Origin of the sequence: Virgifigura deserti (assembly GCA_003576685.1) — a bacterium.
Lineage (GTDB): Bacteria > Pseudomonadota > Alphaproteobacteria > Dongiales > Dongiaceae > Virgifigura > Virgifigura deserti.
On record QOZR01000012.1, the window covers coordinates 77951 to 96798 of the forward strand.

An 18848-nucleotide genomic window follows, 5' to 3' on the forward strand; every position below is an offset into this window, starting at 1 on the left:
GGGAACAAATCATCTATTTTTCGGATCTGTATAGGAACCATAACCTCTTGATCGGGTTTCATGAGATACCTTTCCGGCAAGAGCTGCGCCAAGCGTGTCAACCAGACCAAGGTAGCAGATGGGTGCACGGCCGTCACGGCTCCGACCAATGACGGCCAACGGGCCGCAGCGCCGGGACGACAGTATGGCTGGAGTGGATTGGCTTGCTAAGTATGTGACGGATTTTCTAGGTACGGTGTAGGAAAAATGGACCGCTATCAGAGTACTTTGGAGAAGCTTCGGCATATGCTTGAGGGCTGGTCCCGCGACAATGGGGGACGATTGCCGGCCGAGCGCGAGCTTGCGGATCAACTCGGCGTCGGTCGCCGCGTCCTGAGGCGTGCGCTCGGCGCCCTTGAAGCGGACGGGCTGATCTCTCGCCGCCAGGGAAGCGGCACCTTTGTCGCGAATCGCCGGGAACCTCCGATCGCGAGTCGGTCCGAAACGGCCGACGAGGTGGCGCCGCGCAGCACGGTCATCGCGCATCCGAACGTCAATTGGCTGACGCAGCGCGGGACGCCGATGGAGTTGGTCGAGCTGCGCCTCAACATCGAGCCGATCATGGCGCGTCTCGCGGCCTTGCGCTCTTCCCAGATAGATGTGGAAAGCTTGCGGGCGCTCGCGCGAGAAAGCCGCGATGCCAGGAACCATGAAGACTACCAGGCCGCCGATTTGGCGTTTCACAGAAAAATCGCCGAACTGTCGCGAAATTCGCTGCTTCTGATTCTATTCGACTCGCTGTGCGGCGCATTGCGGGACGAGGCGATGAGGCGCTTCGGCGAGAACGGTCACTGCTTCAAGCGCCAGGCGGACCATGTCCGGTTTCACGAGTCGATCGCCGAGGCGGTAGCCCAGCGGGATCCCGAACTGGCGGAACGACTGATGCAGGACCACCTTGCCGACGTGCATCAAAGCCTGTTCGTGACGGCAATGCCCGCCGGATATCGCCAGTGGCGCGAAGCGCAGGCCGGGTAAGGACCCAGCTAACGCCCAGCTAGCGCCCCCGGGCATACGTCACCGCCGCCCCGGGTCAGCTCCTGCGTCAGGCGGCGGCGACGGCTCCGCGAAACCGTGCGTCGGGCGCCAGGGTCGGCCGCCCAAGGATAAGGTCGGATGCCCGCTCGGCGATCATCACGATCGGCGCGTTGATGTTGCCGCTGGTCAGGTCCGGCATCACCGCGGCGTCAACCACACGAAGCCCCGAGGTTCCCCGGACCCGAAGCTGCGGATCGACCACCGCCAGCGGATCCGCTTCCAGGCCCATCCGACATGTTCCGAGAGGGTGGTGAACGGTAATCGACGTCGACCGGATGTAAGCGTCGACCTCCGCCGCGGAACTTGCGTTCGATCCGGGAGCGATTTCCTTGGCGATATAGGGCCGCATCGAGGGCCGGGCAGCGACATCGCGGGCGATCTCCACGCCCCGCCTCACGACCTGCCAGTCGGAGTCCGTGGACAGGAAGTTCTGACGGATGATCGCGGGCGACAGCGGATTGCCATTGGCCAGCTCCACCACACCCCGGCTTTCGGGCCGCAGCATGACGATGCGGCAGGCGAAGCCATCCTTGAACGGCTCCTTGAACGGCTTGAAATAGGGCCAGGCATTGAGCGGCGCAGCCGTCAGAAGCAGTTGGAGATCGGGCCGCTCCAGCCCATCGCGGCTCTTCAGGAATGCCGTGATTCCGCCGGGAACATCCGCGGCGCCGCCCTTGCCGAACAGATGCGCCTTGATCATCTCCTGCCCGATCCGGTCGAACCGCATCATGCGATGGAACGGGCCGGGCTCCTTCCGTTCGTACATCAGGATCACCGAGACATGGTCCTGCAGGTTCTTGCCGACCCCCGGGACCTCGGCCCGCACCGGGATGCCGTGCCGTGCCAGTTCCGCCGGGTCGCCCACGCCGGATAGCATGAGAAGCTGCGGCGAATTGATCACGCCGCCGGACAGAATGACCTCACGATCCGCACGGACGCGGAACTTCTTTCCGTCTTGCAGATACTCGATTCCGACCGCCCGCTCACCCTCGAACAGGATGCGCGTCACATGGGCCTTGACGCGAATCTCCAGATTATCGCGCGCCAGCGCGGGCCGAAGATAGGCGGTGGCCCCGCTGCTGCGGCGGCCGTTGCGAATGGTCATCTGCAGGCGGCCGAAGCCCTCCTGCCGCTCTCCGTTATAGTCGTCCGTCCAGCCATGGCCCGCATCCATACCAGCCTGGGCGAAAGCGTCTACCAGCGAGTCCTGGTACCGGCAGAACTGTGTGCCGAGCGGGCCGGCGCCGCCCCGAAAGGCATCCGCCCCTTCCGCCCAGGTTTCCTGCTTGCGGAAGTAAGGAAGCGCGTGGGCATAGGACCATTCATCGAGGCCCTTGGCCGCCCACCCGTCGAAGTCGCCGCGGTTGCCCCGTACATAGGCCATCGCATTGACCGATGACGAGCCGCCGACGATCTTGCCGCGCGCGCATTCGACACGGCGTCCGCCGACATTGTCTTCCGGTTCGCAGAAATACATCCAGTCGTGCAACCGCTTCTGGAGGATCTTGCCCCAGCCCAGTGGAATATGGATCAACGGATCGCGGTCCCAGCCGCCGGCCTCTAGCACGAGAACCTTGGCGTTCGGATCTTCCGAGAGCCTGTTGGCCAACGTACAGCCGGCAGACCCCGCGCCGACCACGATGTAGTCGTAACTGCTGTGCCTCGTCATCGGGCGTTCCTACAGATTTCACTAGAGGGCGATTCTCGGATCAGGCACTCGCCTGAACCATTTATCGCCCGAACGAGAGGCGCCTGCCACGGCGCCTCTCTCCGTCCGGTATCAAACGCGGACCATTCCGGCGTTCGCGTTCAGCGCCTGGCCGGTGATCCAATGTGCTTCCTCGGATGCCAGGAAGGCGATGGCCGGCACGATATCCGAGGGCGTGCCGCGACCCTTGATCGCCTGCAGCATGTTGACGATCTCGAAGCTGTCCTTGTGCCCAGTCTCCTGAACGCCTTCGGTGTCGGTCAGGCCGGGGCAGACGCAATTGACGGTGATCCGGTCGGCACCGAGTTCCGTCGCCAGCGCGCGGGAGAAGGTCAGCACGCCGCCCTTCGAGGCGACGTAATGCGCCATGTTCGGCGTGCCGGCGAAGATGGAGTCGGAAGCAATGTTCACGATCCTGCCGTACCCACCCTTGCGCATCGCGTCCGACGAGGCGCGGCACATTAGGTAGAGACCGTCCAGATTGACCCGCATGACCCGACGCCACTCCTCGAAGGTCAGTTCCGACCAGGGAACGAACGGTACGATGCCGGCCCCGTTGATCAGGACGTCGATCTTGCCGCAGCGCTTCAGGACCGTTTCGTGAAGCGCCGCAACGGACTCCGGATCGCCGATGTCGCATTGAACGGCGAAGGCCGAGCCACCTGCGGCTGTGGCCTTCGCCTTCGCACCTTCCCCGTTGACGTCGACGAAAGCCACGGTCCCGCCTTCGTCCGACAGCCGCTTCGCAGCTGCGGCGCCAATCCCCTGGGCGGCTCCCGTGACGATGGCCACACGGCCGGTAAATCTATTCATGTCCGTCTCCTTGCTATGCAGATTATCGCTTCCCCTCAACGACCGTGGTGAGCAACTCGTACTCTTCGGCGATTTCAGCGTCCTCAGTGAGGATCTGCTCCCCGATCTCCCGGAAGACCGACATCATCCGCTCCCGGTCCTCATCGCTCAGCTTCAGGATCTCCCCGCCATTCTCGACCCACTTCGCATTCGACCGCTCCACATTGTCGATGCCCCATTGAAGGACGGCCTCCTCCGCCGCGCGGCCGGATTCGATGATCGCCTTGCGGACATCCTCCGGCTGGGACTGGAACCAGGTTTCATTCACGACATTCACCGAGACGATCTGCGAGAACGACAGGTCCGTCACATATTTCGCGACGTCGTAGTAGCGGAAAGCCGTCAGGATCGGCATCCCGGCGAGCATGCCGTCGATGTTGCCGGATTGCAGCGCCGGCACCACCTCGGTCAGCGGCAGGGGAAGCGGGTTCGCGCCGATCGCCTTCAGGGGCTCCATCTGCAGGGGCGACGCGAAGGTGCGGATTTTCATGCCGGCCAGATCATCCAGCTTTGGCGCCGGTTCCTTGGTCAGCACGAGAAACGGGCTGTTGAAGATGACGCCGATAACGCGAAGGTCGCTATCCAGCGCCAAGGTCTCCAGGTGGTCGCGATAGTCGGGGTCGTGAATCACCCGGCCCACATGTTCCGGCGAGTCGAAGAGTCCCGGCGCGTCCAGAACCTGGAACGCCGGATCAGTCCCGACCAGGAACGAGGTCGGCGAGATGAAGGATTCGATCGTGCCGAACAGAACCCCCTCCACCATGCGCGGAATGGCACCCAGCTGACTGGCCGGATAAATCTCCACCGTCACCTTGTCGCCGGCGCGACTTTCCAGCTCTCGGGCGAAGGTCTTCTGCCATTCGTGCTGAACGTCATTGATTGTCGCGCTGGCCAGCTTCATGACGGTCTGAGCCTCGGCCCGGTCCGCCGGATAGCCCAGCAGCATCGTCAGCGACAGCGCGGTACAAATCGCGGCGCCTTTCCAACAGCGGAAGCGAGAAGACATGGACATCGTCCTTTCCTTCTAAAGGGTCTCGACAAGGTAGAGGGAGAGCTCCGGGACATAGGTAATGACCAACAGGGCAATCACCTGGGCGACGAAGAATCCGAACAGGCCCCGATAGATGTCGGAGATTTTCGCATTCAGGACCGACTGCGCGACGAATATGTTCAGGCCGAACGGAGGCGTGAACATGCCGATGCTCAGATTGACCGTCATGATGACCCCGAAATGAACGAGGTCGATCCCCAGTGCTTGCACGATGGGTGCGAGAATCGGCGTCAGCACCAGAATCGCCGAGGTCGGGTCGATGAGGCATCCGAGAATGAGAAGGAGCAGGTTGATCGCGAGCAGGAACATCACGGGCGTCAATTGCGCCGCCTCTACCCAGGCTATCAGTGACTGCGGGATGCCCTGGACGGTCAGGATCCAGGCGAAGACGGCGGCGCTCGCCACGATGATGAGGATCTGTCCCGTCAGGAAGGCGGATTCCGACGCCGCCTCCAGAATTTGGCGCCAAGTCACGCTGCGATAGACATAGCGGCCGAGCAGCATGGCATAGAGGCAGGCCACGCCGCCGGCCTCGGTGGGCGAAAAGAAGCCCAGATAGATGCCCAGCAGAACGATCGCCGGCATGGCCAGGGCGCCCGATGCGCGGGCGGTCGCGGTGGCGAAGCCGACATCCGCGCGGCGATCACCTGCGCCTGGCTCCGTCGCAATGACGCCATTCTGGGCGCTTCCCTGCGTGCTTCCCTGGCGCCTGACCCAGAGTAGAACATAGAGGCCCATCAGGAGCGCGATCAGAAGACCCGGCAGGATGCCCGCGATGAACAGCTTTGGAATCGATTGTTCGGCGCTCGCGCCGTAAAGGATCATCGCGATGCTGGGCGGAACGACGATGGCTATCGATCCGCTGGAGGTGATGATGCCGAGCGAAAACGGCCGTCCATACCCGTTTCGCAGAAGCGGCTCGTAAAGCGTCTTGCCGATAGCCGCGACGGTAGCCGGGCTGGAGCCGGACACCGCACCCAGCATCGTCGAACTGGCGATGGTGGTGAGGCCGAGACTGCCCCGGACATGCCCGATGAGGCTCATCACCCACTGGACGAGGCGTTCGGATACGCCGCATCGATTCATCAGCTCGCCAGCGAAAATGAAAAACGGAACCGCCAGGAGCGCGTAGTTCGCGACTCCGCCATACACGATCTGATGAATGACCAGGGGCGGCACGTTCATGATCGTCAGGAGGGTCGTCGCGCTGGCTGCCAGCAGGACCACATAGACCGGGAACCCCAGCAGGAACAGACCGACGGGCAGGACCATCAAGGACCACATGTCAGTTCGCCCCTTCGCCCGGTTCCGACCGCGGGGTGATTCCTGCGGCGGCCAGCAGCGCCGCGACCGCGAGAACGGCTGATATCAGGGCGATCAGCGCGAAACCCATGAAAACCGCGGCATGGGGCACCGTCATCGGCACTCCCATGTCCATGCTCTTCTGCCCGATCCGCCCCAGCTTCGAAAGCGCTTCCCAAGATTGCAGGCAGACGAACCCGGCCAGGACCGCAGCGAATGTGCACCTGATGGCGTCGAGCAGAAACTCCAGGCGCCGGGGCAGCACTATCGCAAGCAGGTCGAAGCGCAGGTGCCGGCCGCCGGCCGTCGCCAGGGCGGCACCGAGGAACACCAGCCACACCATGGAGAAGACGAGCAGCTCGTCGGAACCCGGAATGGTTTGCCCGAAGACGTAGCGGCCGAACGCATTGGCGACGTTCAGCACCACCATCATGATCAGCAGAAGACCGATGATAGATCCCAGGGCCGTCCGGGTCATTCCCCAAGCTCGCTGCATTCACCAGCTCCCTACCGCGTCGGTATCGATCGCGCCGGCCATTCCGCCGATCAGGGCTCCCGCTCGAGCGCGCGGCGCACGGCCACGAAGCGTCGCGCTCTCTCGGCGCGGAGTCGCTCGATTTCCTCCGGTGTGTATTGGAAGATCCCTGCACCGCTCTTGACGCCCAGCTTGCCCTCGGCCGTTCGGTCCGTGACATAACCGGCGACATCGTCGCGCGTGCACAAATCGGCGTTCAGGTAGCTGCCGACGGACTGGTAGATGTCCAGCCCGGCCATGTCCAGAAGCGCCATGGGGCCGATGATGGCCAGTTTGTAGCCGATGCCCCACGATACGCAGGTGTCCAACCCCTCCGGCTCGATGACGCCGCGCTCGACGAGATCCACCGCCTCCCGCATGATCGCGTAAAGGATGCGGTTCTCGACGAAGCCGGGGACATCCTGCTTCACCACCACCGGGCGCAGGCTAAGGCCCTCGATGAACTTGACCAGCCAATCCCTGGTTTCCGCACTGGTATGCGCGCCGGCGATCACCTCGATCATCGGGATCAGATGCGGTGGGTTGGACCAGTGCATGCCGATCACCCGCTCGGGCGCCGAAACGGCCTGCTGAAGCTTGGTAATCGGGATCCCCGAGGTATCGGATGCGAGAACGCAATCGGACGATACCAGCCGGTCGAGCTGCCGGAACAGCTCCAGCTTGAGATCAAGCCTTTCCGGGACGTTCTCGATGACCATGTCGGCGCCCGCGACTGTCTCCTCGACAGTGTCGGCAAAGGCGACGGCCGTTCCGTCGCCCTTGTTCGGCATGTCGAGCTCGTCGAGGATGCGGGTGATGATCGGGAGGCTGTCGCGTGCCTTCTCAATCGCTTCCGGCTTGATGTCGTGGGCCCGCACGGTCATGCCGGCCCGTGCGATCGTGGCGGCCATGCCGGCCCCCATTGTTCCCAGTCCGATGATCGCCACGGTTGTCATTAATCCGTCCCCGAACCTGTTCGTTTCTTTTTCACTCGGCCCCGCCAAGGCCCTGCACTGCCGATAGGCACCGAGGCCGGTCCCGTGCTGCCGGGCCCGGCCTCGTTCCATTGTGTCCTAGGCTGCCACCACTTTCCCGAAGGCCGGCCGCTCGGAAAGGCGCTTGTGCCAGCCCTTGAGAGCGGGCAGCTCGGGAAGTGCGACCGGGAAGTTGATGCAACGGTGGACGATGGGCGCCAGGCAGATGTCAGCGATCGTGAAAGCATCGCCGGCGAGGTAGGCATTCTTGGCAAGATGCCCGTCCATGATCTTCAAGCAGTCGACCATGGTCTTCGCAGCCCCCTCCGGCACGGTGTCGCCGCCCTTGGCCGCCTTGAAGATCGTGACATAGCTGTCATTAAGGCTGGCGAGGAGCCAGTCCATCCAGCGCTCGACCTGGGTTCGGGCGGCCAAATCCGTGGGATAAAGCGCGGAGCCGGTCTTCGCCGCCACGTAGCGCAGGATCGTATTGGATTCCCAGATCACAAGATCACCGTCGATGAACGTCGGGACCTTGCCGTTTGGGTTCAGCGACAGGTACGCCGCATCGCCGGTGTTACCGAACTGACGGCCGTAATCTTCCCGAATGTAATCCACCCCCAATTCCTCCAGGAGGAACAAAACCTTCTGCACGTTTCCCGAGGTCTTTCGGCCGAGGACTTTCATGTAGCTTCTCCATTTCGCTGCCCGGAGCCGGAGGCTTCCAGGGCCTTGCTTCGTTAGATTCTTAGGAATTGACCGGCTTGTAGGCGATGGCGTCCATCTCGATCTTGGTGTCGATCGCGGCGCGCGCTTCCACGGTCGTACGTGAAATGTTTCCGTTGGGGAAGTATTCCGCGAAAACCCGGTTGTACCGCCCGAAATTGCGGGCATCCTCGAGATAGACGGTGATCTTGACGACGTCGGACAAGTCCGCGCCGGCGGCATTCAGGACGCGCCGGATGGACTCGATCGTCCAGCGGGTCTGCTCCTCGATCGTGCCGCCGCACATGTTTCCGTTCTCGTCCTTGGCCACCTGCCCCGAGACGAAGATGAAATCGCCCGCCCTTACGCCCGGATGGAACGGGAGGTTCGGATTCTTCTTGCCGATGGGGGTGATGTTCGGGTTTGCGCCCGTCGCCGACTCGGCCATTGCTGCCTCTCTTCTTGCTTACAGAACCGTTGTCTCGATGATATCGACGCCGCGCTGGCGATCGATCAGATAGACGAGCCCACGCCCGTCAAGCGTCACGTCGTTCGAGGAGGAGCGCTCGAAGCCCTGCGGCGCATCCGGCTCGAAATAGCCGACCTCCTTCGGGGCGAACGGATCGGCCACATCGATGAGACGAAGCCCCTGCGCGAACCAGGCGAAAGGAACGACCGTACCGCCGGCAAACCGCTCGGACGGCTGATGACAGCCGGTCATCGGCTGCTGCGGGCTGCCGTCCCGATCGACTCCCTCCACTTGGAAGGTCGAAATGGGCGTCGGGTTGAACTCGTCGGTAATGTCATAGATCCAAGTGAAAGCCGGCGCGGACGGGTAGAGCTTCGCCACGTCCTCGTCGGCGACGAGCATGACGTCGCGGCCCTTCAGCGTCATCGGCATCTTGAGGCAGGTGTGGGTCGGATGCGGGAAGGAGGTGCTCGTATTCCGTGCGGATATCAGCGTCGGTTTGCTCATGTCGCTGATGTCCAGGATGAAGAAGCCATGATGCCAGTAGCTCACATACAGGCGATTGCCGACCCGCAAGGGATGGTGACAGCGCGGCGGCACCCAGTTGGCCCACGGATAATCCTCACCGCCGGCTTCCCACTGGCCCGGAATCCACCAGCGCCCCACCTCCTCGGGCTTGGTCGGATCCTTCAGGTCGAGGATCATGGCGATATTGCCGACATATCCTTTGGCGGTCGGCGAGATATAGGCGTAGCGGCCGTCGAAGTCGTACCGATGAACGCCCTTGCCTTCCGTCATCCACTTGCCGATCTGCCTGGGCTCGGCCGGATTCTGAACATCGTAGATGGCAATCCCGCCACCGAACTCCGGATTGTCCTGACCGAACCGTTCATGGTTCACGACCATCAGCCCGTCGGCGACCCGGACCTTGTGCGAGTGCCATCCTTCAGGCACGTCGATACGGTGAAGGAGCTTCGGGTTCCTGGGATCGGCGATATCGTAGATCGACGTGCCGCTGGGATTGCGCATATGGCCGACATACAGCGTGTCGCCGTCGACCCACACCTGACCGCCCCCCGGGCAGTCGATATGGCCGATCAGTTTCGCGTTCTTTGCTTTGCTCATGGATTTCCCGTTGCCTGGTGCGGCGATTGGCGGCCGCCCCGAAAATTACGCTATTCCGGAAGACGGCATGGCCGGAACCGGCGTCCGACAGCCGCCTGCCCCTTAGTCGAGGCGGATCGTGTCGCCGTCCCGGGTCTGTCCCCACCGCTTGAACAGGCCGAGCTTCGTCAGAGCCGGCTCGTCGCTGGCGACGAACAGGATCACCGACTCGCTCGTGTCGTTGACATGCTGGCACCAGCTTCCGCCGGGCACGGCGAGAGTGTCGAACAGCCCCCACTCGTGGCGCTGCCCATCGACGAGGGAATAGCCCTTCGGCCCCTCGAAGGGCGTGACCAGAAGGCTCGCGGTCTGCTTCAGCGGCAACGTCTTCTCGCCGGCACGCAGCATCTGCGCGAAGAACGTCATCGTCTTGAAGATCGGCTGGCCGTTGGTCGGATCGATGTATTCGATCTTGAGACCATCGTACGGATCGCCGTCCCAATCCTTGTGCTCCTCAAGGAACTCGCGCATCGGCTCCCACCGATAGACATACATGGGAGAGGCGGCGCCGGTGCCCCGGTCATGCGAGACGAATCTCGGCATATAGCCGCCGCGGCCATAGACGCGCTGCGAGTAGTCGGACGTGAAGCGCGCCGACTGCTCCTTCTTCTTTACCAGAGCGTCGCCTTCCTTCTCCTTATAGTCATGCTCGAAGTAGATAGCGTTCAACACCTCGACGAGCGGAAGGTCGAGGACCGAAAGGTTAACGGCGGGCTCACCGCCCTTATTTCCGTGGTTGTGCCAGGTGTCGTGCGGCGTCAGGACCATATCCCCCGGACCGAAGACGATGTCCTCGCCCTCCACGCCCGTGAAGTTCTGGTGTCCGGTCAGGCCGAACCGGATCGCGTTCGGCGAGTGGCGGTGCGGCGGCATCACCTCGTTCGGATCGTTGAGGCGGTACGAGCTGTACATCGTGGATACGGTCGCGCGCGTCGGCGCCAAACCGGGATTGATGAGGATCAGCGACCGTCGCTCGGAATCCGCAGTGCTGATAAGGTCGGCCGACCGTTTCAGCAGAGGGCCGATGAGCGCGTCATAGCTCCAGACGAAGGGGATGGCCCGTCGCGACTGCATGAGCTGCCGGATTTCGTCGTTGGGCACGTCCGTCGTCGTTGCCCAGAACGGGAACATGTTGCCGCTGTGTACATCGGCGTAAAGCTGTTCCAAGGCCGCTTTGAGATTGCTTCTGTCTGCCATGCGATCCTCTGCCATAGTCTGCGCCGCCGCAACCTTACGGGGTGACGGTCCACGCCAAATCGGGACCACTCGGATTCTATTGGTGCGCACCCCTCTGCGCGGCGCGGCGCATAGTAAACGTCGGCCGCGACCAAAGTCAAAAGGATTGAAGGCGACCGAACCATGCGCGCTAAAATTGGTGCGTCATACTACGAAACCAGCTTGAAATCTCGATCTCTTGGACGATGAAAGGTGACGTGCGCGCCGGCGGCATCGCGCGAGATCGCACCTTTCCCGGTACCACTCAGCCGCAACCGCAACCACTGACGCGCCATCACGGGCTTGGCGGACAAGACCTGCGGCGGGCGATCCGCTCCGTGAAAGAGCATCGGGCCGACTGGTCGGCGGCCGATCCCTTGTCGCAGGTGCGGCACCGGCGAAGCGACATTCTGCGGCTGATGCTCGAAATATCGTAGTGTGCGCGGCTCTGGCTTGATTTGGTTGCGGAGCCCCGCAAGCACCGTTACCAGGCAACCTCGGACGGCCGTGAGGGCACATGATCAACGACGCTCGAATGCGCCTGATTCCGGTCAGACGTTATGCCTTCTTTAGTTCGCGCGCGTTATACGCTGGACGCGTTGCATGCACGACCCTCTCGGAACTCCCATCCGGAAGAACTGCCTTTAGCCGCGACGAAAAATTCACGTCTCGGATTTTGCAACGCGATACCCGGCATGGTCGTCAGGACTGCCGCTTACCGGGAAGCCGATATCGGGAATCCGTAGTGCATTCCTGGCATGCGCCAGATAGCCCCGCACCCCGTCCGCGCCTTCCGTAAGGCTGTTCGAAAGGCCGATCAAGGCCTCGACCGCAGCAGGCAGGTCATAGCCCTTCCGAGTTATCAGTGCGCGCGTCAAACGTGTCGCCGACCGGTCGAAGCTCTGCAATTCTGCCGCTAACACCCGCAGTTTCGCCACATTATGGTTCAAGTCGAGGCGATCATAGGCTTCTGGTCTGATCGGAGCGCACAGGAGCAGCTCGACATAGATCCGGTTGCGCAGACCAGAAAGATCCCACAGCGGAGAAAGGACAATATTCAAGGCCGCGGCGCCGACAACGCCGGCCACGAAGCCAATGAGCGCCGCTTCCATGATGCCCCCTTCCGGTCATCCTGCACAGACATGTCCGCTGCCGCAGATGCACGTCTTGAACCATCCCGCGTCCTTCGGATTACCTCTTTCTTGTGAATCAATCAACCAAGCGCCGGAAGTGATCGCTCCCTCGCTTCGGTCATTGGATGACATTTGGGATTTCAAAAGCCGCAGAAATCCTAGTTTAAGCTGACTTTTGATCTTGATTAACCTCGCCCGCCGAAATAACGTCCAGCCGTTCCCGCCGGCATGATCATGGAGTCTGCGGGAGCGCATGTCGCAGGGGAATTCAATGTGTCGTGGCAAGAAGCCGCTGATCGATCCTTGGCGCTGACAAATCGCCCCGGAGCGGCGCTCGCGACACTGGCGCTGGCGTTGGCGCCGGTGGCGATTTTTGCCAGCAAGGGAACCGTGGTGATTCTCGCGGTCACTGGCCTCGTTCTCGCTCTGTCGCAGGCGCAGCGCCGCAATGCGCTCCAAGCACTGGCGACTCCGCTTTCCTTGGCACTCGTTGCCTTCCTTCTCTGGGCCGCCTTGTCCTCGGCCTGGGCACCGGACCCGATGCGCAGCATCACGCTTGTTGCGCGTTGCACTCTGCTGTTCGCCGCAGGATTGGTCTGCGTGACGGCTGCGGCCCGGATGACCTTGTCCGAGCGGCAGGTGGCGGTGTGCGGCGTCGCGCTCGGTGGCGCCATCATGCTGCTGCTCCTCGCCATCGAGACGGTAAGCGACGCCGCCCTGACCCGGCTGGTCCGGGGAATGGACATGGAGACGCTCATTGCACGCAAGAACGGCGCGCCGCTGTCTTATGGCGCAACGCTGCTCACGGTATTCTGTTGGCCCGCGCTCCTAGCTGTCGCGCGGCTGAAGGGCCATCGCCTTGCCCTCTTGCTCTTCCTGCCGATCCCCTTGGTTCTGGGATTTCAATGGATCACCGCCTCGACGGTGGCCATCGGCTTCGGCATGGCGGTATTCCTGCTCGTCTATGCTTGGCCCCGAACGACGCTCGGGCTACTTTTCGGCGCCTTCGCGGTCAGCATCATCGCGGCGCCGCTGCTGCCGCCCATTCTGGCCAGCACGGCAAATATCGAGGCGAACGCGGAATATCTGCCGCTGTCCTGGCAGCACCGCATCGAGATCTGGCAGTTCGCGGCCGAGAAGGCAGCAGAGCGGCCGCTGGCCGGCTGGGGGTTCGACGCGACGCGCGTCCTCGGCCGCATTGCCGAGAGCGAGATCTTTTCAGGCGGCACGCTTGCACTGCATCCGCACAATCTCTCGCTCCAGCTCTGGATCGAACTGGGAGGCATCGGGGCGCTGCTGGTCGTGGGCTTCGGCTTCCTCCTGTTTCGCTGGCTGTGGCGGAATTCCGACGACCGTGCCACCGCCGCAACGGCGGCGGCGACATTGACCTGCTATCTCGTATACGCACAAATCAGCCGGGGCGCTTGGCAGAACTGGTGGTTGGCGACGGCATGGCTGCTGGCCGTGGTCCTTCTTGTCGTCGCGCCGTTTCGGCCGGCCGGCCGCGTGAATGAACCGTCCTTATGGCGGAGCACCGCTTGAGCATCACGAGAGGATGATCGATTGCGACGACCGACGCTCCTGACCAAACGCGCCGCCTGTGCGTATATCCACGACCTGATGATGGTCGGGATCGGCTTCGTGGCAGCGATGTACCTGCGCGTCGGTTCCCTACTGTTCGGCCCCTATCTCGATGCGACGCTGGCGTCGCTGCCGCTGATCTTGGCCATCGGCGCCGTAACGCTTCCCACCCTCCGCCTCTATCGCGGCATCTGGCGCTACGCTTCCATCAACGACCTGATCCAACTCACCAAGGCCGTGACGGCGGTGATCGTCGTCTTCCTGCTTGTTCTCTTCCTCGTCAACCGCCTCGATCCAATTCCACGCTCGGTGCCGGTCATTCAGTGGTTCATTACCCTGGTCCTGATGGGCGGTACCCGCTTTGCCTATCGATTGAGAAAGGACCGCCGGCTTGCCCTGTCTCTCGCGGCGACAGGCGAGAAACGCACCCCGATCGTCCTGGTCGGAACCAGCGATGCAATGGATTTGTTCCTGCGTTCGCTGGCGAAGACCCCATCATGCCCATATCGCGCCGTGGGGATCATCGCCGTCAAGCCCGCCCATGTTGGCCGGACACTGCAAGGTGTGCCGGTCATCGCTTCGCTTGACGGCCTCGAAGAGGCGATAGAGAAACTGCAGCGAAGCGGAGACCGGCCGCACCGCATCGTCGTGGCACAGGACGACGCCAAGATCCACGGTCCGACCATGCGACGGCTGGTTGAAACCTGCGGGCGGCTCGGCCTCCCCATCAGCCGGATGTCGCGCCCCACCGAATTCAGAGAAATGGCCCGATCGGGCCATATAGAGCTGCAGCCGATCGCGATCGAGGATCTGCTCGGCCGGCCGCAGATGGCGCTCGACCTCACCGCAATCCGCGAGCTGGTGGCGGGCCGGCGCGTGCTGGTGACCGGAGCCGGGGGAACGATCGGCAGCGAGCTGAGCCGTCAGATCGCGGCCTTGGCGCCCGACCGGCTGGTGCTCCTCGATAATAGCGAATTCAACCTCTATGCCATCGATCTCGAGGTCCAGCAGACCCATCCGGCCACGCCTTTGTCCACGGTGTTTTGCGACGTGCGCGATCGGCAGCGGATCTCGACGGTGTTCGCCAAGCACCGTCCGGAGTTCGTTTTCCACGCGGCCGCGCTCAAGCATGTTCCGGTGGTCGAAGCCAACCCGTGCGAGGGCGTGCTGACCAATGTAGTGGGAACGCGCAACGTCGCCGACGCAGCGGCGGCCACCGGCACGATCGCCATGGTGCTGATTTCCACCGACAAAGCCGTGCGGCCGACCAGTGTAATGGGGGCGACGAAGCGAATCGCCGAAGCCTACTGTCAGGCCCTGGATGTGCGCGGCGAGCGGTCCGGGACGCGCCTGATGACGGTGCGTTTCGGCAATGTATTGGGGTCGAGCGGCTCGGTCGTGCCGCTGTTTCGCCAGCAATTGGCGCGTGGCGGGCCGATCACGATCACGCATCCCGAGATGAAGCGGTACTTCATGACCGTTCGCGAGGCCGTCGAGCTGGTGTTGCAAGCCTCCGCCTACGGATTGACGCGTCCCGATGATCGCGGCCGGGTCCTTATCCTCGACATGGGCGAACCGGTGCGCATTGTCGATCTAGCGCGCCAGATGATCCGGCTCGCGGGGCTGAATCCGGAAAGGGACGTCACGATTCGCTATACGGGCCTTCGTCCGGGCGAAAAGCTGATCGAAGAGCTCTTCGATCCGGCCGAGATGCCCTCGCCGACCGAAGCCGCCGGCGTGTTCTGCGGCTCTCCGGCGGTTTTTGACGGGACGACGATCACCCGAATGATCGACGACCTCGAGGCGGCCGCGCGCGCCGGGGATGCCGAGCAGGTTACCATGATTCACCGACGCGCCGTGCCGGACTATGCGGCAGCGGCAACCGAAACCTGGCTTCCCCCGGCCAAGCTTGCCCATGAGATGGACCACGAGATGGACCGCCGGGCCGCGCGATGAACGCGAATCGATGACGCGCGTCCTTGTTACCGGCGCGACCGGCTTCATCGGCCGGACTCTCGTCCCTGCCCTCGCCCATCGCGGTTATCGTGTTCGCCTCGCCCTGCGCCGTGAAACGGCCCGGTGGCCGGACTTCGAGAACTGCGTCGTCGGCGACATCAACGGCGCAACCCACTGGTCGGCCGCGATGGACGGCGTCGATCATGTGGTCCACCTCGCCGCGCGCGTGCATGTCATGCAGGAAACCGCAAGCGACCCGCTGGCGGCCTTCCGCGCGACGAACGTTACCGGAACGCACCGGCTTGCGGTTGCAGCAGCAGCAGCTGGCGTGAAGCGGTTCGTTCATCTCAGCAGCGTCAAGGCGCTGCGTGACGTCAGCGACGGCGGACCGCTCGATGACGAAACGCCTCCGGCCCCCGGCACGCCCTATGGCCTATCGAAACGCGAGGCCGAGCTGGCGCTCGCCGATGCCGCCCGCGGCAGCAGCCTGGAGGCGGTCAGCCTCCGCCTTCCGCTCGTCTACGGCCCTGGGGTGGAAGGCAATTTCCGCACCCTCCTCGACCTCTGCTGGCAGCGCCGGACTCTACCACTCGCCAGCGTCCGTAATCGGCGCAGCCTGCTTTTCGTCGGTAATCTGACGGACGCGATCATGAAGACCCTGGAGGCACCCGGTCCGCTCGGCGGTACCTATCTGATTTGCGACAGACCCGCCATATCGACCCCGGCGCTGATCCGGGACATCGGCGAGACGCTCGGCCGGCGCGCCCGGCTGGTGCCGTTCCCGACATCCGGACTCAAGCTCGCCGGAACCCTCCTTCGGCAACCCGGGCTGGTCGACCGCTTGCTGGCTGATCTGGCGATCGACGATGCCGCGTTGCGCCATCGCCTGAACTGGCGCTCTCCGTATGATCTTTCGGCGGGCCTCTACGAAACCGTGATGTGGTATGTAAAGACGCAGCGGGGTCTCTAAAGGGGAGCGCTCACCAGAAGTGCGGCTACGGGCCTGCAGCGTGCTCGCGTCGAGCGCGGCCCAGCCGTCTGTTCCTCTGTACCTGCAGCGAACTGGCCGGAGAGTGTTACGATGCACGCGCGCGCGCATGAGAGAGGCGATCATTCCACCAAGCAGCAGATCGCCCCTCACCTGTTGTATGTGGTGACCGAAGACTGGTTCTTCGCCTCGCATTTTCTTCCTGCCGCACGCAAAGCGCTGGAAGCCGGATACCGCGTCACGGTCGTCACGCGCACGCAATCTCGTGGTAAACATCTGCAAGACAACGGCCTGCGCGTGCTTCCCTTCGACTTGCGCCGCGATTCGTTCAATCCCCTGATATCCCTCGCTCAGGTTCTGCGGCTCGCGCGGCTCTTGCGTCGGGAGCGGGCGGACATCGTTCATCTCATCGCGCTAAAGCCCGTTCTCCTGGGCGGGCTGGCCGCGTTGCTCGCGCGGACCCCGGGCATGGTGCTCGCAGTAACCGGCCTGGGATACCTGTCGGTGGCCCCGACATTGCCAGCTCGCCTGACGCGGCCTCTCGTCACCTGGATTCTCGGCGGTCTCGCCCGTCTCTCTCGCAGCCGCGTCCTCCTTGAGAACCCGGACGATGCCGCGACGATGCGGTGGCTTGCACCGAACCTCGGCACACGGCTGAAAGTCGTTGGCGGCGCTGGTGTCGACATCAACCATTTCCGCGCATTTCCGCCGCCCAAGAACGCCATCCCGACGGCCGCGGTCGTCGCCCGCATGCTGTGGTCGAAGGGCATCGATGTCGCGGTGCAGGCACAGGAGGATCTGGCGCGGCGCGGCATTCAACTGCGCCTCCTCCTTGTGGGCGCCCCGGACTCGAAGAATCCCAGAGCGATCTCCGAATCGGTCCTGAATCAGTGGAGCGGCGTTGAGAACATTCGTTGGCTGGGGCATTGCGATGACGTTCGCGAGATCTGGCAGCAGGCCGATATCGCGTTGCTCCCTTCACGCGGCGGCGAGGGTCTGCCGAAATGCCTGTTGGAGGCGGCAGCCTGCGGCCGGCCGATCGTGACGACGGACGTGCCGGGCTGTCGCACGCTGGTGCGTCACGAGAAAGAAGGCCTGATCGTACCGCCGGGCGACGCAATGGCGCTCGCCGATGCACTCGCTACGCTCGTCACCGACGCATCAACCCGTCACGCGATGGGCACGGCCGCTCGGCAACGCATTCTCGAAGGCTTCACCGAAGCCCAAGTCACGGATGCCATGCTGGCGCTATATACGGAACTTTGCCCGACACAATCGCCTCCGCCTAACGTTGACGAGACCGGCAGCGCATCGGTGGTCACCCGGCCTGACGCCGCTCCCGAACTCTCGCCAGCATCAACGCACACGCTCGGTAGACCTCGGGCGTGAGCAATCGACTGACCGCCCAGAGGAAGAGATAGGCGAAGAGCGGGCGACGGGAGGGAACGCGGCGCCACCGCAGCCAGAGGTCGATCAGCGCGCGTAGCTTGAAGACGTCGCGGTGCTTGCGCTCGATATAGCGCCGCGCCGCCGCAAGGTTATCCACGCCGACCGATTGATGCAGACCGCTCTCCGCGATCTGATAGATGAGCAGCGGCTCATCGACACGAACGCCGTGATACCCTGCGAGGCCGAGCCGGATATTGAACTCCCAATCCTCGTTGCCCAACCGCATCGCCTCGTCATACCCGCCGGCGGCCTCGAATACCGATCGGCCGATGAGCATGGCGTAGGGGCGCCGGTTTGCGAACAGGCATTCAAAGAAGTTCGGTTCGCTGCCGATGATACCGCTGGCGCTGCCGGCGAGGCGAACGAGCGAATAGGCGAAGCCCTCGGCGGGCCGCCGCTGCAAAGCCTCGAATAAGGCGGCGAGGCACTCCGGCGCGAGCTCGTCATCGCTGTCGAGAAAAAAGATGAATTGGCCCGCTGCATGGCGGACGCCCGTGTTGCGCGCGGCCGCCGGCCCAGCCTGGGCTTGTCGAATAAGGACAACATCGGCGGAGAGCGTGTCAAGGAAGGACAGCGCACCGGGATTCGTTGAACCGTCGTCGACGACGACGATCTCGACATCGGGAAATGTCTGCTGCCGCACGCTGCCAATGGCACGGCCTAGCTCATCGGCACGATTGTGCGTTGGGATGACGACGCTGATCTGCGGCATC

General features: G+C 63.3%; 18 protein-coding genes. 6 read left to right on the forward strand and 12 right to left on the reverse strand.

Going from position 1 to position 18848, the window contains the following annotated elements; genetic code table 11:
- Window positions 1-246: 246 nt before the first annotated feature.
- Window positions 247-1014, forward strand: coding sequence for a FadR/GntR family transcriptional regulator (locus tag DT069_RS19465; RefSeq protein WP_119461992.1), 768 nt, complete (start codon window positions 247-249; stop codon window positions 1012-1014).
- Window positions 1015-1081: 67 nt separating this feature from the next.
- Here DT069_RS19465 and DT069_RS19470 read toward each other — a convergent pair whose 3' ends face one another.
- From DT069_RS19470 to DT069_RS19515, 10 genes are all read right to left on the reverse strand, one after another.
- A complete protein-coding gene (locus tag DT069_RS19470) occupies window positions 1082-2743 on the reverse strand; it encodes a GMC family oxidoreductase (protein WP_119461993.1) in 1662 nt (553 codons plus the stop codon).
- Between the two features lie 111 nt (window positions 2744-2854).
- Entirely contained in the window at window positions 2855-3595 is a 741-nt protein-coding gene (gene pldH, locus DT069_RS19475) for a pyridoxal 4-dehydrogenase, SDR-type (RefSeq protein WP_119461994.1), read from the reverse strand.
- A 22-nt stretch (window positions 3596-3617) separates the two neighbouring features.
- Window positions 3618-4646, reverse strand: a complete 1029-nt coding sequence (locus DT069_RS19480; RefSeq protein ID WP_425450394.1) for a TRAP transporter substrate-binding protein — start codon at window positions 4644-4646, stop codon at window positions 3618-3620.
- A gap of 12 nt (window positions 4647-4658) precedes the next feature.
- Entirely contained in the window at window positions 4659-5969 is a 1311-nt protein-coding gene (locus tag DT069_RS19485) for a TRAP transporter large permease (RefSeq protein ID WP_119461995.1), read from the reverse strand.
- Window position 5970: 1 nt separating this feature from the next.
- Entirely contained in the window at window positions 5971-6483 is a 513-nt protein-coding gene (locus tag DT069_RS19490) for a TRAP transporter small permease (RefSeq protein WP_119461996.1), read from the reverse strand.
- A gap of 50 nt (window positions 6484-6533) precedes the next feature.
- Window positions 6534-7457 carry a 5-formyl-3-hydroxy-2-methylpyridine 4-carboxylate 5-dehydrogenase gene (gene fhmpcd1, locus DT069_RS19495; protein WP_119461997.1) on the reverse strand — a complete coding sequence of 308 codons (924 nt, stop codon included), beginning with the start codon at window positions 7455-7457 and terminating at the stop codon, window positions 6534-6536.
- A 117-nt stretch (window positions 7458-7574) separates the two neighbouring features.
- Window positions 7575-8162: a glutathione S-transferase family protein gene (locus DT069_RS19500; protein ID WP_119461998.1), complete on the reverse strand. Its 588-nt coding sequence runs from the start codon at window positions 8160-8162 to the stop codon at window positions 7575-7577.
- 61 nt (window positions 8163-8223) lie between these two features.
- On the reverse strand, window positions 8224-8628 hold the full coding sequence (locus DT069_RS19505; RefSeq protein ID WP_119461999.1) for a RidA family protein: 405 nt from the start codon (window positions 8626-8628) through the stop codon (window positions 8224-8226).
- Between the two features lie 18 nt (window positions 8629-8646).
- Window positions 8647-9774 (reverse strand): LVIVD repeat-containing protein, encoded by a 1128-nt coding sequence (locus DT069_RS19510; protein WP_119462000.1) that lies wholly within the window; start codon window positions 9772-9774, stop codon window positions 8647-8649.
- 102 nt (window positions 9775-9876) lie between these two features.
- Complete coding sequence (locus DT069_RS19515) at window positions 9877-11010, reverse strand: cupin domain-containing protein (RefSeq protein WP_162913298.1); 1134 nt, start codon at window positions 11008-11010, stop codon at window positions 9877-9879.
- 224 nt (window positions 11011-11234) lie between these two features.
- Between DT069_RS19515 and DT069_RS19520 the strand changes: the two genes are divergently transcribed.
- Window positions 11235-11465 (forward strand): hypothetical protein, encoded by a 231-nt coding sequence (locus DT069_RS19520; RefSeq protein ID WP_119462002.1) that lies wholly within the window; start codon window positions 11235-11237, stop codon window positions 11463-11465.
- 225 nt (window positions 11466-11690) lie between these two features.
- Here DT069_RS19520 and DT069_RS19525 read toward each other — a convergent pair whose 3' ends face one another.
- Window positions 11691-12140 carry a hypothetical protein gene (locus DT069_RS19525; RefSeq protein ID WP_119462003.1) on the reverse strand — a complete coding sequence of 150 codons (450 nt, stop codon included), beginning with the start codon at window positions 12138-12140 and terminating at the stop codon, window positions 11691-11693.
- Window positions 12141-12464: 324 nt separating this feature from the next.
- Here DT069_RS19525 and DT069_RS19530 point away from each other — a divergent pair, with 324 nt between their 5' ends.
- The 4 genes from DT069_RS19530 to DT069_RS19545 all read left to right on the forward strand — a co-directional run bounded on the left by DT069_RS19530 (window position 12465) and on the right by DT069_RS19545 (window position 18075).
- Window positions 12465-13703: an O-antigen ligase family protein gene (locus tag DT069_RS19530; RefSeq protein WP_162913299.1), complete on the forward strand. Its 1239-nt coding sequence runs from the start codon at window positions 12465-12467 to the stop codon at window positions 13701-13703.
- Between the two features lie 21 nt (window positions 13704-13724).
- Window positions 13725-15698, forward strand: coding sequence for a polysaccharide biosynthesis protein (locus tag DT069_RS19535; protein WP_425450395.1), 1974 nt, complete (start codon window positions 13725-13727; stop codon window positions 15696-15698).
- A gap of 10 nt (window positions 15699-15708) precedes the next feature.
- Window positions 15709-16668 carry an NAD-dependent epimerase/dehydratase family protein gene (locus DT069_RS19540; RefSeq protein ID WP_119462092.1) on the forward strand — a complete coding sequence of 320 codons (960 nt, stop codon included), beginning with the start codon at window positions 15709-15711 and terminating at the stop codon, window positions 16666-16668.
- A 111-nt stretch (window positions 16669-16779) separates the two neighbouring features.
- Window positions 16780-18075: a glycosyltransferase family 4 protein gene (locus tag DT069_RS19545; RefSeq protein WP_119462005.1), complete on the forward strand. Its 1296-nt coding sequence runs from the start codon at window positions 16780-16782 to the stop codon at window positions 18073-18075.
- On the opposite strand, the gene DT069_RS19550 is transcribed toward DT069_RS19545, so the two are convergent.
- A complete protein-coding gene (locus DT069_RS19550; protein WP_119462006.1) occupies window positions 18005-18847 on the reverse strand; it encodes a glycosyltransferase family 2 protein in 843 nt (280 codons plus the stop codon). The two genes, DT069_RS19545 and DT069_RS19550, sit on opposite strands and share 71 nt — an antisense overlap.
- Window position 18848: the final 1 nt, after the last annotated feature.

Excerpts from the sequence above, each read along its gene's own strand:
- DT069_RS19490 (WP_119461996.1), bottom strand. The coding sequence starts at position 6,483 with ATGCAGCGAGCTTGGGGAATGACCCGGACGGCCCTGGGATCTATCATC.
- pldH (WP_119461994.1), bottom strand. The coding sequence starts at position 3,595 with ATGAATAGATTTACCGGCCGTGTGGCCATCGTCACGGGAGCCGCCCAG.
- DT069_RS19485 (WP_119461995.1), bottom strand. The coding sequence starts at position 5,969 with ATGTGGTCCTTGATGGTCCTGCCCGTCGGTCTGTTCCTGCTGGGGTTC.
- DT069_RS19550 (WP_119462006.1), bottom strand. The coding sequence starts at position 18,847 with ATGCCGCAGATCAGCGTCGTCATCCCAACGCACAATCGTGCCGATGAG.
- DT069_RS19505 (WP_119461999.1), bottom strand. The coding sequence starts at position 8,628 with ATGGCCGAGTCGGCGACGGGCGCAAACCCGAACATCACCCCCATCGGC.
- DT069_RS19540 (WP_119462092.1), top strand. The coding sequence starts at position 15,709 with ATGACGCGCGTCCTTGTTACCGGCGCGACCGGCTTCATCGGCCGGACT.
- DT069_RS19515 (WP_162913298.1), bottom strand. The coding sequence starts at position 11,010 with ATGGCAGACAGAAGCAATCTCAAAGCGGCCTTGGAACAGCTTTACGCC.
- DT069_RS19510 (WP_119462000.1), bottom strand. The coding sequence starts at position 9,774 with ATGAGCAAAGCAAAGAACGCGAAACTGATCGGCCATATCGACTGCCCG.
- DT069_RS19525 (WP_119462003.1), bottom strand. The coding sequence starts at position 12,140 with ATGGAAGCGGCGCTCATTGGCTTCGTGGCCGGCGTTGTCGGCGCCGCG.
- DT069_RS19480 (WP_425450394.1), bottom strand. The coding sequence starts at position 4,646 with ATGTCCATGTCTTCTCGCTTCCGCTGTTGGAAAGGCGCCGCGATTTGT.
- DT069_RS19520 (WP_119462002.1), top strand. The coding sequence starts at position 11,235 with ATGAAAGGTGACGTGCGCGCCGGCGGCATCGCGCGAGATCGCACCTTT.
- DT069_RS19545 (WP_119462005.1), top strand. The coding sequence starts at position 16,780 with ATGCACGCGCGCGCGCATGAGAGAGGCGATCATTCCACCAAGCAGCAG.
- DT069_RS19470 (WP_119461993.1), bottom strand. The coding sequence starts at position 2,743 with ATGACGAGGCACAGCAGTTACGACTACATCGTGGTCGGCGCGGGGTCT.
- fhmpcd1 (WP_119461997.1), bottom strand. The coding sequence starts at position 7,457 with ATGACAACCGTGGCGATCATCGGACTGGGAACAATGGGGGCCGGCATG.
- DT069_RS19465 (WP_119461992.1), top strand. The coding sequence starts at position 247 with ATGGACCGCTATCAGAGTACTTTGGAGAAGCTTCGGCATATGCTTGAG.
- DT069_RS19500 (WP_119461998.1), bottom strand. The coding sequence starts at position 8,162 with ATGAAAGTCCTCGGCCGAAAGACCTCGGGAAACGTGCAGAAGGTTTTG.